Below are 12,549 nucleotides of genomic sequence, written 5' to 3'. Positions count from 1 at the left end.
ATGAATAATCATCAAAACGCCATCTTTCATCAAATTACAAACTTTTTAAAAACACCCTTAGCCCTGCTAGGAGTGAATTTAAAAAATTTCCAATTTAATAAAATCTGTCATTTTGCTAATCATCCCTATTTATGCAAAGGTCTCCTTGGATAGGTGTTCCTAAAAATGCTAAAAGTTTGGCAATGACTTTTTATGACAAAGACGCACCAACGGGCAGTGGATTTTGGCATTGGACGGTCTACAATATCTCTGTCAATACAAGCAGTATCAACCCAGATTTTTTGCCGCAAGGTGCAGAAGATGCAAATACAGATATAGGCAAACCTGGCTATTTTGGACCCTGCCCTCCCGTAGGTAGAACGCATAACTATGTATTTACCCTACACGCCTTAGATGTGGAAAAATTAACCCCGCCAACGGGGGCGACTTCAGCTTTGGTTAGATTTTTTATCAATCAACACACAATCGCTAAAACAACCCTATCAGTTGTCGCAGGACCGAGAAAATAAAGGAGAAAAAATAATGACTCATCAAATTATAAAAGACTTAAATTGGCGACACTCAACCAAAAAATATGACGCCAACAAGCAAGTATCAACCGAGGATTTTGCGGTAATTTTTGAAGCAATGCGTTTATCAGCATCGTCTATTAACTCACAACCTTGGCGTTTTGTGGTAATAAAAAGCCAAGAGGCTAGGGCAAGAATGAGCCAAACATTTGCCCATAAATTTGAATTTAATGAGCCGCATATTCGCGAAGGTTCTGCCATTATTTTATTCGCTCACAATCCTAAATATACCCGTGAAAATTATGCCGAAGTAGTGGACAAAGGCATTGAAGACGGCAGAACCAAACCCGAAGATAGAGAGGATGCTTTTGGTGGATTTTTCTTTGCTGAGCTCAATACCAGTAAAAACGGCGATACTTCAACTTGGACAAAGGCACAGCTATATTTAGCACTGGGTAATACGCTACATACTTTGGCGCGTTTAAAAATTGACTCTACGCCGATAGAGGGGTTGGATATTGATTTAGTCAATCAAAAATTTAAAAAAGAATTAGGCGGTTATCAATGTGAAGTCGCACTGGCAATAGGCTATCGACACACCGAAGATTATAACGCCAAACTAGCAAAAACTCGACGTAGCCTAGAAAGTGTTTTATTTGAGATATAAAAATGAATATAACCTTTAATCATATTGCCTTGAGGTGTGAAAATATTGATGCCGTTGCTTCATTTTTTATACAAGTTATTGGTTTAAAAAAGGCGCTAGACCTTCTTTTTCTTTTCCAGGATTTTGGCAATATTCACTAGAAAATAACCAACTTCCTATTATTCATATTTTTAGCAGAGAGGCTAAATTTAGAGGTTCTTTATCAAAAAATAGTAGCAATAATGGTTTATTTGATTATATTGCCTTTACTAGAGAGGGCTACCAGGATTTCATTAACCATCTTAAGCAATTAAATATTCTTTTGATGAATCCCCAATACAAACATTAGACAAGTATTTGTATCAGGTCCAAAAGGGTTGATTGTTGAAAACGATTTCGTTATAAATTTATAATTTTAGGAGAATTAAATGAAAATATTACTAGTAACCGCAGGTCATTCAATTTTTGATGCCAAAGGGCAGCTCAATGGATTTTTAAGTTATTTAACAGATAAAACTCTGAGTGAAAAAAGTCATAAGGTCAAAATATCCGATGTGACCAAAGACACTTTGGATATGGACAGAGAATTAAACAAACTTTTATGGGCAGATGTGGTTATCTATATTATGCCGATTATGTGGTTTAATATGCCCGCTCCACTGGTTAAATGGCTTGATGAGGTTTTACTTTATGAAAAAACTTTTGTAATTACCGATGCCTATGGTGAAGGCGGTCAAGTGCCAGCCAATAAATTTATGATTGTTACCACTTCAAACATGAAAAGCAGTGACTTAGGTAAAGACTTTGTGCTAAAAAACGCACCGCATATTGATGATTTATTACAACCCTTAATAATGACCAACCATTATTTAAGCATTAGAGAACAACTTCCAACTTTTCATGCAGATAATGTGATTGCAGGTGAAACTGATTGGATTAAAAAGGCTTACATTAAACACCTTAACACACATTTTTAACGCTACCATTTTCAAAAAATAATGAGACCCCTAATCCAAAAATAGAAATCACAAACCTAGCGCCACCGACGAATTCAAAACCCTTTACCTCATCTGCATTTACAAAAAAATAGTCATCAAACCTATGGGTGGGACTAATATTTTTTGCAAACACAGATGGGGTAAGGGATGGCACTATCTTGGATTGGGTGGGTAAATATCCTGTCTCCGATATAAGATAAGACCTTACGAGTATTTATTAGTGGAGACCTTTGCATAAATAGGGATGATTAGCAAAATGACAGATTTTATTAAATTGGAAATTTTTTAAATCCACTCCTAGCAGGGCTAAGGGTGTTTTTAAAAAGTTTGTAATTTGATGAAAGATGGCGTTTTGATGATTATTCATATTTATGCAAAGGTCTCTAGTATATAATTTATTATAGAATGATAATATAAGGTGAATTATGAGTAATAACATAGTAATAACAAATAAAGAGGAACTTGAGGGTTTGATAAAAACATACAAGCCTCTTACTTTAGAAGCGATAGAGGCGATAGAGCCTATAGATTATATAGCTATATTAGAGGGGACTTGGTGTGATAGCGATGGCAACACAGTGATAAGTTTTATAAAAAAGACGATTTTTCTTCCTTTACTTGATGTAAGCCAAGTATTTTATGTAAACACTGTAAAAGCACATACGGATATAGGCAATGTAACTACTTATGCTTTAATCGGAACGATTGCAGTAGATGTTGGACTAACTTGGGAGTTCGCACTTTATTTGACAGTTGATAGTGACGGTAAATCAATTGAACTCTCATATAATGCAAGTATTGTTGGAGGCGGAGGGTCTGGGATTGGATCTGCTGGCACCCTTACAAAGAAGTGCTAATATAAAACTTGCTATAAACTTAAAAAATAAACCTTTTTGATTGTTGTTAGTTCTTTTTTTTTATACTATTTTATACATTACCCCAAAACCTCAAACAACTTTCTAAATTTTCTTATATAGCAAACCCTAAGAAGCCCTCTTCTTTTTCTGATTCAATTTTATACTTTCTTGATACACATCCATTGGTTTTTTATATTTCAATGTTTCATGGAATCTTTGGTGATTATAAAACTCAATATAATCATCTACATCCGTGGTTAACTCACTGATAGTTTGGTATTCGTTTAAATAAATCCTTTCACATTTAGCACTTCTCCAGAAGCGTTCAATGCAGATATTATCTGTGGCTCTGCCTTTGCCGTCCATTGAGATAGTAATACCCAGTTTTTTGAGTCGCTTGGTGTGCACCTCACTGGTGTATTGACTGCCTTGATCGGTATTAAATATCTCTGGGTGCGGGTATTTTTCTAAAGCATCGTTGAGTACGCTCATCACTAACTGTGAATCCATTGTGTTGGATATTCTGTGTGATAAAACAGCCTTGGAATGCCAATCAATAATAGCAGCCATATACACCATACCTCCCGCAATCTTAATGTAGGTGATGTCTGTACTCCAAACTTGATTAGCGTGGTTAATACCAAGACCTCGAAGCTTATAACTGTATTTTTTATGTGCTTTGATTGGTATGGCTGTATTAACCTGTTTAACCGCTAACACCGCTTTTAACCCCAACGCTTGGCGATAACGAGCCACTGTGTTTAAACTTACCTTGTAACCGTCTTCAAGTAGTTGTTGATGCACTTTTTTCTCACCGTAAATAGGTATTTGTTCAAACACCTTGGTGATATGAGATTTAATTTTATCTTTACGCACATTGGTACGCGGTGTGTAATATGAAATAATTAGGGTCAGAAATAATTAGGGTCAGAGTGTTATTTTTACGCTAAAATAATATTTCTCTTTTGTATTCTGTATTTCAAAATGGCAAGACTAAAACGCATAACTCCAGCAGATATTCCTCAGCACATCATACAACGAGGTAATAACAAACAGGTGTGTTTTGCAAATGAAACTGATATGAAAGCCTACTTACAATGGCTTAAAGACTTTTCAGGTAAATACAGCGTTAGTATCCATGCATGGGTACTTATGACTAATCATATTCATTTGCTTTGCACACCTAAAACCAGTGATGGCATTGGTAAAATGATGCAATCTTTAGGCAGAATGTATGTTGGGTATTTTAATCACACTTATAAGCGTACAGGTACACTTTGGGAAGGACGATACAAGTCATCTATCATACAATCTGAGCGTTATTTACTGAGTGTTTATCGTTATATTGAACTTAATCCTGTGCGTGCAGGTATGGTAGTAAGTCCAAGTGAGTATAGTTGGTCAAGTTATAATTTTAATGCTTTGGGTGTTGCCAATAACCTGATTACGCCACATCAGGAATATTTGGCATTGGGTAATAATGCAAAGGCAAGAAGTGCATCTTATATTGAATTGTTTAAAACAGAAATAGACGATAAACTACTTTATAATATCAGGAAAAATATTAACAAAGGGCTGGCACTTGGTAATGAGGTTTTTATCAAAGAAATTGAAGTTTTGAATAATGCTAGGGTAAGTAGTAGAAAAGCGGGAAGACCGAAGAAAAATGTTGAATAAATTACACTCTGACCCTGATTATTCTTGACCCTGATTATTCTAATAAATTACACTCTGACCCTGATTATTCTTCCTAAATATAAACTAAGTTATGATTTTCAAAATAATAAATAAAACAGGGCTACTTATATTGGTGCTCGTATTAACTGGATGCTCAAAAACACTGACACCTAAATCTATAGTTGTATTCGGAGATTCTTTGTCTGATCAAGGTAATCTTCTTGCAATCTTTAGTTATGCACCTTACTTCCAAAACATTCATATGACTACGCCACCATCGTCGCATAATGGTCGCGCGTTTACCAATAAATTATTAGCAGTTGAGTATTTAGCCAAACATTATAAAATTGATTTGTCACCTGCTTGGAATTATAAAAAATCAAATACTGATATACAGGCAAGCATTCATAAAAATAAGTCATATGCGAATACTGTTGCTGCCATCGTATCAAATAGTAACTTTCAAGAAATGGATAAAAACAGTGATTTACGCAAAGAAGCAGAGTTTTTGATTGAAACTTTACTTGATAAAGTGCACTCAACGACCTTGGATGGCAATAATTATGCAATTGCCAATACAACGATTGCCTCTGATTATGATGGATTCTTTAATATGTTATTCAATGCATTGTCTTTGCCTCACCAAATTGCAAAATATAAAAAACATGGGGATAAAAGCGACATTGAAAAAACCTTATTTGTTATTATGACAGGTGGCAATGATATTTTTAATATTACTCTAGATCAATCTCTTTCTGTGTATGATAAAAAAGTAGCAGTCTCTAATTTAATCCCTATTATAGTTAACTCTATTCATGAATTACAGATACTTGGTGCAAAAAAAATACTGATTCCTGGCTTGCCAGATATTGGAAACGCGCCAGCTTTTTACAACAAACCCTTTGAGCAATTAATATCTGAATTATCTAAACACTTTAATGAGGAATTGAGTAAAAGCATTCATCAGAACTTCTCTAAAAAACAAGTCAAATGGTTGCCGATTGAGCCATGGCTTTCTAATTTAGAAAATAATTGGAAACCTTCTCAACTCAAACATAAGGCATGTGTATCCGATATTTCCAATCAATACATTGACTGGAAAAAATTATTTATTCAACAAGAGCTTGATGTAAAGTTCGTTGGCAATTGCACGCAACAGGCGCTAGACAATGGGGAGTATTTTTATTATGATTCTGTCCATGGCACTAATGCTGTTTATGAAAAATTAGGTAAATTACTGATACAGACTACTTCGAAATTTTTCTCTCAATAAAAGAATACACGCCCCACCAGTCCAAAGGTCAAGTAAACTTCTTTCTGAGACCTTTGCATAAATAGGGATGATTAGCAAAACGCCATCTTTCATCAAATTACAAACTTTTTAAAAACACCCTTAGCCCTGCTAGGAGTGGATTTAAAAAATTTCCAATTTAATAAAATCTGTCATTTTGCTAATCATCCCTATTTATGCAAAGGTCTCAAGGAGAATAACCATGGCAAATGAAGGCTATCACGAAGCAGAACAAAACTTAACTCAAGCAACCAAAGATATGCACAAAGCAATCGTGTCTTTAATGGAGGAATTAGAGGCAATTGATTGGTATAATCAGCGCATTGATGCCTGTCAAGATGAGGAATTATCGGCAATTTTGGCACACAATCGTGATGAAGAAAAAGAGCATGCGGCAATGGTGTTGGAATGGATTAGACGAAAAGATGGTGCTTTTGATAAGGAATTAAAAGACTATCTTTTTACTGAGAAACCGATTGCACATTAATTTTTCTATATTTTAGAGGGGCTAACAAACTGTTTTTAGATTAGGGAATATATAAATATGACAACACATTATGACATGATAGCGATTGGTGCAGGTTCTGGTGGTTTGTCGGCGGTTGAGCGTGCAGCAGAATACGGTAAAAAATGCTTAGTAATTGAAGTGAAAACCATTGGTGGCACTTGCGTGAATGTGGGCTGTGTGCCTAAAAAAGTAATGTGGTTTGCTGCCAATACTGCCACACAGATTAACAATGCGCAAGGTTTTGGTTTTGATATTGAGGTTAAAAACTTCTCATGGAACAAGCTCAAACAAGGTCGTGATAACTACATCAAAGGTATTACCGACTGGTATGATGGCTATTTAGAGAAACTCGGTATTGATTATATTCATGGCTTTGGCAAATTGGTGGATAAAAATACGGTGTCTGTCAACGGTGAAGAATATACCGCTGAGCATATCGTGCTTTCCCCAGGTGGTGAACCTGCTGTGCCGCATATTGAGGGGGCAGAATACGGCATTACTTCAGATGGGTTTTTTGAATTAGAAGCGCTGCCTAAAAAAGTCGCTGTCATTGGTAGCGGGTATATTGGTGTTGAATTAGCAGGTGTGCTTAATGCACTCGGCAGTGAGGTTGAGATTTTTGGTAGAGCCGATTCCTTGTTGCGTGGCTTTGATCCAATGATCCAAACTGCTTTGGACAAAGACTATACCGCCCACGGCATCCGCATTCATCACAGTACAACGATTGATAAAGTATCAGCAGATAAAACCCTATTCACCAATCATGGTGAGTTTGGTGGTTTTGATGAAATTATTTGGGCAGTGGGTAGAAACCCAATGACTCAGCATTTAGGATTAGAGAATGCAGGAATCAAATGCGACCAAAGAGGCTTTATCCCAACGAATAAATTTCAAACTACCAATATTGATAGTATATTTGCACTTGGTGATGCGACGGGTCGTACTCCTCTTACCCCTGTTGCTATTGCCGCAGGTAGAAGATTATCGGATAGAATTTACAATAACATGACTGACCGACATTTAGACTACAAGAGTATTGCCACCGTGGTATTTTCACATCCACCGATTGGCACAATTGGTTTAACTGAAACTGAAGCCAATGAAAAATTTGACAAAGTTAAAGTTTACAAATCAGAATTTACCCCAATGGCAGACGCCCTCTTAGACCACAAAACCACTACCGCATTAAAATTAGTCTGTGTAGGTGATGATGAAAAAGTCATCGGTTGTCATATTATGGGGCACGGTGCCGATGAAATGCTACAAGGTTTTGCAGTTGCCATAAAGATGGGTGCAACCAAAAAACAGTTTGATGATACTGTTGCTATTCATCCAAGCAGTGCTGAAGAATTGGTAACGATGCGATAAATGCTATTTGATATTATTACTCATATGGAGACCTTTGCATAAATATGAATAATCATCAAAACGCCATCTTTCATCAAATTACAAACTTTTTAAAAACACCCTTAGCCCTGCTAGGAGTGGATTTAAAAAATTTCCAATTTAATAAAATCTGTCATTTTGCTAATCATCCCTATTTATGCAAAGGTCTCATATGGTTTTATAAAAATTGCATTATTTCTAATTTGTCGAAATAGGGAGCTTTTTTAAAATTTAAGATTTTGTGTTTAAGTATTTCTTTAAACATACTGCCCTGCAACCCAGCCAGAAGACCATGCCCACTGGAAATTATAACCACCTAACCAACCTGTGACATCAACAGTTTCACCGATAAAATATAATCCCTGTTGTTTGTTAGATTCCATTGTTTTTGACGAGAGTTCTCGGGTATCAACACCGCCCACGCAGACTTCTGCAGTACGCATGCCTTCTGTACCACTTGGAGCTAATGTCCAATGGTTGAGCTGTTTTCCTAAATCTGATAAATCAGTTTTTTTGATTTGATTGAGCGGGGTATTGGCTAAATTTTTATCGGTTAATGTATCAGCTAAACGAGTGGCTAAACGCTTAGAAAAATAGGTACTTAGAGCGGTTTTAAGTAGGATTTTTAAGTGGGTATTTTGCATTGCTAATAGCCAATCACTTGCGTCCAAATCGGGTAATAAATTAATGGTAATTTTATCGCCTTTTTGCCAATAGGACGAAATTTGCAAAATAGCAGGACCACTGATGCCACGATGTGTAATTAAAATCCCTTCTCTAAAACTTTGATTATTACACGCCACAACAGCGTCAACGCTAATCCCTGATAAGCCCTTAAAATAATATTCAATGTCGGTTTGGTTGAAAATCAATGGCACTAATGCAGGTTTAAAATTAATAGAATTGTGACCGAATTGTTTGGCGATTTGTAAGCCAAAATCAGTCGCCCCCATTTTGGGGATAGATGCACCTCCTGTGGCAATAACTAATGAATCTGATTGAAAATCGCCTTGGCTAGTGGTGAGTGTGTATTGGGTTTGATGGGTGATATTTTCAATCTGGGTGTTGCATTGTATATCTGCTATTTGACAATTTTCTAGCAGCATTACCAAGATGGCTTTTGATTTTTCATTACAGAATAATTGTCCTAAAGTTTTTTCAGTCCAATGCAATCCTGCCTTTTCTAAAAATGCTATAAAATCCCATTGTGTATAACGCGATAATGCAGATTTGCAAAAGTGGGGGTTGTTAGAAATATAAGCCCCGGGGTCAATATGCAAGTTGGTGAAATTGCAGCGACCACCGCCTGAGATGAGAATTTTTTTGCCGATTTTGTCTGCCTTGTCAATAAGTAAAACTGTGCGTCCTCGTTGTGTAGAATGTGCAGCACACATCAATCCTGCTGCCCCTGCGCCGATGATAATCACATCATAGTATTTCACAATAACGATTGCACAGTGTCAATAACATTCTGGTCATCCCATTCCAACGCCCCGCGATAACCATAACGAATGACACCCTCTTTATCAATTAGAAAATTAGATGGGTAGGCATACACGCCCCATTCTTTCACGGCTTGTCCACTTTCGTCTAATAAAATAGGCAATGTTAGCCCTATTTTTTTGACAAATTTTGCAATTTTGTGCTGTGACTCACCAACATTAATGGTGATAATTTTAAAATATTTTGAGTTAAACTTTTGTTGCAAACGCACCAAAGATGGGATTTCTTTGATACAAGGATTGCACCAACTTGCCCAAAAATTAATCAGCAATACTTGCCCTTTATAATCGTTAATTTGTGCTATCTTGCCGTCAAGAGTTTTGAGCTTTAAAGGTAGGTTTTGTTTACCATGATATTTTTGTAAAAGTAAATCGCTAAAAGTCACTTTAGCATTGGTGTTAATATCAATATTTGGAGACAATATTTTCGGTGCAGTGATGGTTTTCATTAACTGCACTGCTTGATGATAAGTATTTGCCAACCCTGCTTTTGCCTTAATGCTGAGTTTTGATAATTCTTTCGCTTTTTTCATATGGAAACCATACCCAACCCCTGTTAGATGGTGCATAAATACCGCACTTCCGCCCTGTTTGAGTTGGGCTAAAATTTCTTTACTACGCATAAATTTTGTGCCGAATTGTGGCAATAAAATATAGGTAGGTAAATTACTCATCTTAGAAATATTAATATATTTTGCCATGCCTCCCAAACTAGGTCTGCCGTCAAGCAAGTGTGGGGAATGAAAAATATGCCCTTTAATAAAATCAGAATTTGGATATTTTAACTGCCATTGATAGGCGATTTTAAGTGCTAATTGTGCCCCCCTACCTGTAGCAACAAAGACGATATTTTTAAATGATTTCTTTTTGGCAATGACAATTAAATTAACTAAATCATCGATATCAAAGCGGTTGATACTACTTTTATATTTGGGAATCATATAACTGTCATGTAAATTAAGCGCCCACACATCATAACCCTTCGTTGCTAATTGTTTGGCAGTAACTTTATAGCCCTCACCAAACCCTTTCCCCGCTGGTAGATAGACAAATAAAATGTCGCCTTTTGAGTGATAAGCATCAATGTTAATCACATTGCCCGAATCAAGTTCAATCTCTAATTCTTGTCCTGCAAAAGCAATCAAAGGCAGAAAAATAAAAATCCAGCCGTAAAATCTACGCTTCATAGTTGTATATGTCTATCAAATAATACAACATCGTGCCTTCCGATGAACGCGCTGGACCAACGACTTTGGCTGGGTAAAATTTATTTTCAGGATTGGCTTGTGCGACTGCTGTTTCAAAATCTTCCACAATTTCAACACTTGCTGCTGGCACTCTTTCGCGTTTGACGCGGGGAATGCGCACAACTGCAAATTGTTCTTTAGCAAAATTTGCTCGTGGGTGCGGGTCTAATGAGTAGCCGTTAACCATCAGAAATAATGTTAGCGCCACACACTTGATTTGCTGGTACGGCAACATGAATTTTTGCTGGTAGCGACAAATTCATCGCATTCACTCGGCTCACAAATTCTGCTTTATCAACCCCGCCACCAATCATTTCATTAAAGGCTTTTTCTTCCCAAATAGAACTCACGGTTCTACCGCCATAATCATGTGCAGGATAGACTGCAGCTTCATCAGGTAATGCAAATAAACTCTGAATTGAGTCAAATAATTTGTCCGCCGAACCACCTTGAAAATCACAACGACCACAACTTCTAATCAACAACGCATCACCAGTAAAAACTTTGCCATCAACAACATATGACATACAGCCATCGGTATGCCCTGGTGTTGACATTGCCATGACTTTGTATTTGCCGAATGCCAGTATGTCGCCCTCTTTGATTAAAATATCAGCACAAGCAACTGAATTTGCCTCACCTAATACGATTTTCGCATCAGAAAATCGCTCTTTTAGTGGGCAAGAACTGGTGATATGATCGGCATGTACATGGGTTTCAATAATATATTTGAGTGTTAAACCTAATTCTTCAATTAAACCAATATCGCGCTGTTTGGTTTCTTGCACAGCATCAATAATAATGGCTTCCTTGCTCTCAAAATCAGCCAATAAATAAGTATAAGTTGAACTGAATTTTTCAAATAATGGGCGAAATATCAGACTCATGGCAATACTTTTTTAAATGGTTTGACAATCACATTAGCGTAGGCACCTGATTCTAAATAGGGGTCGGCATCTGCCCAAGTTTGTGCATCTGCAAGGTTATCAAATTCTGCCACGACTAATGAACCTGTAAAACCTGCTTCACCTGGCTCGTTGTTGTCAATCGCAGGGCATGGTCCCGCCAAAATCAAACGCCCTTCATCTTTTAAAATCGTTAAGCGTTCGATGTGTTCAGAACGCACTGACATTCTTTTTTGTAATGAGTTTTCAACATCTTGCGAAATAATTGCGTATAACATTATGACAACTCCAGCACATCTTGCATTGAATACATTCCCGCAGATTTACCCTGCAACCAACGCGATGCACGCACTGCGCCATTCGCAAAAGTCATTCTCGATGATGCTTTGTGGGTGATTTCAACTCGTTCACCTTCCATAAAGAAACTCACAGTATGCTCACCAACAACATCACCCCCACGAATAGTAGAAAAACCGATAGTTTCTCTGTCGCGTGGTTTTTCAATGCCTTCACGCCCATATACAGCGCACTTGGACAAATCTCTGCCCAACGCATTTGCCACTACTTCGCCCATTTTAAGTGCTGTACCTGACGGTGCATCGACTTTATGGCGATGATGTGCTTCTACAATTTCAATATCAGATTCGTTGCCAATCACACGCGATGCCAATTCTAATAATTTCAACGAAAGATTAACGCCAACGCTCATATTTGGTGCAAAAACGATAGGGATTTGTTGTGATGCTTCTGTCAAAACTTGTAATTCATCATCGTTAAAACCTGTGGTGCCAATCACCATTTTTTTGCCCGATCGTTCACAAATCTCTAAATATTTGAGGGTAGCGGCAGGGCGAGTAAAGTCAATCAACACATCGAATTTATCCAACGCATCGTTTAAATCATCGCCTTTATCAAACGCCACGCCTAATTCCACACACTCATTTTGGTTAATGGCTTCAATAATGGTTTGCCCCATACGCCCTGATGCACCAGTTACTGCTATTTTTATCATCTTGTCTCTCT

General features: G+C 37.1%; 18 protein-coding genes. 10 read left to right on the top strand and 8 right to left on the bottom strand.

The window, feature by feature from the left end:
* The 4 genes from AB8525_RS08165 (at position 1) to AB8525_RS08150 (ending at position 2,132) form a co-directional block, all read left to right on the top strand.
* Positions 1–153: a hypothetical protein gene (locus tag AB8525_RS08165; protein WP_369177322.1), complete on the top strand. Its 153-nt coding sequence runs from the start codon at positions 1–3 to the stop codon at positions 151–153.
* Entirely contained in the window at positions 132–509 is a 378-nt protein-coding gene (locus AB8525_RS08160; protein ID WP_369177321.1) for a YbhB/YbcL family Raf kinase inhibitor-like protein, read from the top strand. Before AB8525_RS08165 ends, AB8525_RS08160 begins: the two co-directional genes overlap by 22 nt.
* Positions 510–522: 13 nt before the next feature.
* Positions 523–1,176 (top strand): nitroreductase family protein, encoded by a 654-nt coding sequence (locus AB8525_RS08155; protein ID WP_369177319.1) that lies wholly within the window; start codon positions 523–525, stop codon positions 1,174–1,176.
* Between the two features lie 407 nt (positions 1,177–1,583).
* Positions 1,584–2,132 (top strand): NAD(P)H-dependent oxidoreductase, encoded by a 549-nt coding sequence (locus tag AB8525_RS08150; protein WP_369177317.1) that lies wholly within the window; start codon positions 1,584–1,586, stop codon positions 2,130–2,132.
* A gap of 238 nt (positions 2,133–2,370) precedes the next feature.
* On the opposite strand, the gene AB8525_RS08145 is transcribed toward AB8525_RS08150, so the two are convergent.
* Positions 2,371–2,520, bottom strand: a complete 150-nt coding sequence (locus AB8525_RS08145) for a hypothetical protein (RefSeq protein WP_369151068.1) — start codon at positions 2,518–2,520, stop codon at positions 2,371–2,373.
* A 58-nt stretch (positions 2,521–2,578) separates the two neighbouring features.
* Between AB8525_RS08145 and AB8525_RS08140 the strand changes: the two genes are divergently transcribed.
* The gene (locus tag AB8525_RS08140) at positions 2,579–3,010 is read left to right on the top strand and encodes a hypothetical protein (protein ID WP_369177315.1); all 432 of its coding nucleotides are present in this window, start codon (positions 2,579–2,581) and stop codon (positions 3,008–3,010) included.
* A 126-nt stretch (positions 3,011–3,136) separates the two neighbouring features.
* Here AB8525_RS08140 and AB8525_RS08135 read toward each other — a convergent pair whose 3' ends face one another.
* A complete protein-coding gene (locus AB8525_RS08135) occupies positions 3,137–3,886 on the bottom strand; it encodes an IS3 family transposase (protein WP_369177313.1) in 750 nt (249 codons plus the stop codon).
* A gap of 108 nt (positions 3,887–3,994) precedes the next feature.
* Between AB8525_RS08135 and AB8525_RS08130 the strand changes: the two genes are divergently transcribed.
* The 5 genes from AB8525_RS08130 to AB8525_RS08110 all read left to right on the top strand — a co-directional run bounded on the left by AB8525_RS08130 (position 3,995) and on the right by AB8525_RS08110 (position 8,087).
* A complete protein-coding gene (locus AB8525_RS08130) occupies positions 3,995–4,687 on the top strand; it encodes a transposase (RefSeq protein ID WP_369177311.1) in 693 nt (230 codons plus the stop codon).
* A gap of 91 nt (positions 4,688–4,778) precedes the next feature.
* Complete coding sequence (locus AB8525_RS08125) at positions 4,779–5,960, top strand: SGNH/GDSL hydrolase family protein (protein WP_369177309.1); 1,182 nt, start codon at positions 4,779–4,781, stop codon at positions 5,958–5,960.
* Between the two features lie 220 nt (positions 5,961–6,180).
* Entirely contained in the window at positions 6,181–6,465 is a 285-nt protein-coding gene (locus tag AB8525_RS08120) for an encapsulin-associated ferritin-like protein (protein WP_369150756.1), read from the top strand.
* Between the two features lie 57 nt (positions 6,466–6,522).
* Positions 6,523–7,854, top strand: coding sequence for a glutathione-disulfide reductase (gene gorA, locus AB8525_RS08115; protein ID WP_369150755.1), 1,332 nt, complete (start codon positions 6,523–6,525; stop codon positions 7,852–7,854).
* A 44-nt stretch (positions 7,855–7,898) separates the two neighbouring features.
* Positions 7,899–8,087: a hypothetical protein gene (locus AB8525_RS08110; RefSeq protein WP_369177307.1), complete on the top strand. Its 189-nt coding sequence runs from the start codon at positions 7,899–7,901 to the stop codon at positions 8,085–8,087.
* Between the two features lie 42 nt (positions 8,088–8,129).
* On the opposite strand, the gene AB8525_RS08105 is transcribed toward AB8525_RS08110, so the two are convergent.
* Genes AB8525_RS08105 through dapB form a run of 6 tightly spaced genes read right to left on the bottom strand, consistent with a single transcriptional unit; the run spans position 8,130 to position 12,538 of the window.
* A complete protein-coding gene (locus tag AB8525_RS08105; RefSeq protein WP_369177305.1) occupies positions 8,130–9,314 on the bottom strand; it encodes an NAD(P)/FAD-dependent oxidoreductase in 1,185 nt (394 codons plus the stop codon).
* Positions 9,311–10,561, bottom strand: a complete 1,251-nt coding sequence (locus tag AB8525_RS08100; protein WP_369177303.1) for a TlpA family protein disulfide reductase — start codon at positions 10,559–10,561, stop codon at positions 9,311–9,313. Before AB8525_RS08100 ends, AB8525_RS08105 begins: the two co-directional genes overlap by 4 nt.
* On the bottom strand, positions 10,551–10,808 hold the full coding sequence (locus AB8525_RS08095) for a hypothetical protein (protein WP_369177302.1): 258 nt from the start codon (positions 10,806–10,808) through the stop codon (positions 10,551–10,553). The genes AB8525_RS08100 and AB8525_RS08095 overlap by 11 nt, the downstream gene beginning before the upstream one ends.
* Complete coding sequence (locus tag AB8525_RS08090; RefSeq protein WP_369177300.1) at positions 10,801–11,508, bottom strand: MBL fold metallo-hydrolase; 708 nt, start codon at positions 11,506–11,508, stop codon at positions 10,801–10,803. The genes AB8525_RS08095 and AB8525_RS08090 overlap by 8 nt, the downstream gene beginning before the upstream one ends.
* Entirely contained in the window at positions 11,505–11,804 is a 300-nt protein-coding gene (locus AB8525_RS08085) for a YciI family protein (RefSeq protein WP_369177298.1), read from the bottom strand. Before AB8525_RS08085 ends, AB8525_RS08090 begins: the two co-directional genes overlap by 4 nt.
* Positions 11,804–12,538 carry a 4-hydroxy-tetrahydrodipicolinate reductase gene (gene dapB, locus AB8525_RS08080; RefSeq protein ID WP_369177296.1) on the bottom strand — a complete coding sequence of 245 codons (735 nt, stop codon included), beginning with the start codon at positions 12,536–12,538 and terminating at the stop codon, positions 11,804–11,806. Before dapB ends, AB8525_RS08085 begins: the two co-directional genes overlap by 1 nt.
* Positions 12,539–12,549: the final 11 nt, after the last annotated feature.

This window comes from Candidatus Thiodubiliella endoseptemdiera (assembly GCF_964212635.1).
Classification (GTDB): domain Bacteria; phylum Pseudomonadota; class Gammaproteobacteria; order PS1; family Pseudothioglobaceae; genus Thiodubiliella; species Thiodubiliella endoseptemdiera.
The sequence above is the reverse complement of the archived record's forward strand: the minus strand, read 5'-3'. Positions and strand labels throughout refer to the sequence as shown.

Coding starts and splice junctions, on each gene's coding strand:
- AB8525_RS08165 (WP_369177322.1), top strand. CDS start 1: ATGAATAATCATCAAAACGCCATCTTTCATCAAATTACAAACTTTTTA.
- AB8525_RS08160 (WP_369177321.1), top strand. CDS start 132: ATGCAAAGGTCTCCTTGGATAGGTGTTCCTAAAAATGCTAAAAGTTTG.
- AB8525_RS08155 (WP_369177319.1), top strand. CDS start 523: ATGACTCATCAAATTATAAAAGACTTAAATTGGCGACACTCAACCAAA.
- AB8525_RS08150 (WP_369177317.1), top strand. CDS start 1,584: ATGAAAATATTACTAGTAACCGCAGGTCATTCAATTTTTGATGCCAAA.
- AB8525_RS08145 (WP_369151068.1), bottom strand. CDS start 2,520: ATGAATAATCATCAAAACGCCATCTTTCATCAAATTACAAACTTTTTA.
- AB8525_RS08140 (WP_369177315.1), top strand. CDS start 2,579: ATGAGTAATAACATAGTAATAACAAATAAAGAGGAACTTGAGGGTTTG.
- AB8525_RS08130 (WP_369177311.1), top strand. CDS start 3,995: ATGGCAAGACTAAAACGCATAACTCCAGCAGATATTCCTCAGCACATC.
- AB8525_RS08125 (WP_369177309.1), top strand. CDS start 4,779: ATGATTTTCAAAATAATAAATAAAACAGGGCTACTTATATTGGTGCTC.
- AB8525_RS08120 (WP_369150756.1), top strand. CDS start 6,181: ATGGCAAATGAAGGCTATCACGAAGCAGAACAAAACTTAACTCAAGCA.
- gorA (WP_369150755.1), top strand. CDS start 6,523: ATGACAACACATTATGACATGATAGCGATTGGTGCAGGTTCTGGTGGT.
- AB8525_RS08110 (WP_369177307.1), top strand. CDS start 7,899: ATGAATAATCATCAAAACGCCATCTTTCATCAAATTACAAACTTTTTA.
- AB8525_RS08100 (WP_369177303.1), bottom strand. CDS start 10,561: ATGAAGCGTAGATTTTACGGCTGGATTTTTATTTTTCTGCCTTTGATT.
- AB8525_RS08095 (WP_369177302.1), bottom strand. CDS start 10,808: ATGGTTAACGGCTACTCATTAGACCCGCACCCACGAGCAAATTTTGCT.
- AB8525_RS08090 (WP_369177300.1), bottom strand. CDS start 11,508: ATGAGTCTGATATTTCGCCCATTATTTGAAAAATTCAGTTCAACTTAT.
- AB8525_RS08085 (WP_369177298.1), bottom strand. CDS start 11,804: ATGTTATACGCAATTATTTCGCAAGATGTTGAAAACTCATTACAAAAA.
- dapB (WP_369177296.1), bottom strand. CDS start 12,538: ATGATAAAAATAGCAGTAACTGGTGCATCAGGGCGTATGGGGCAAACC.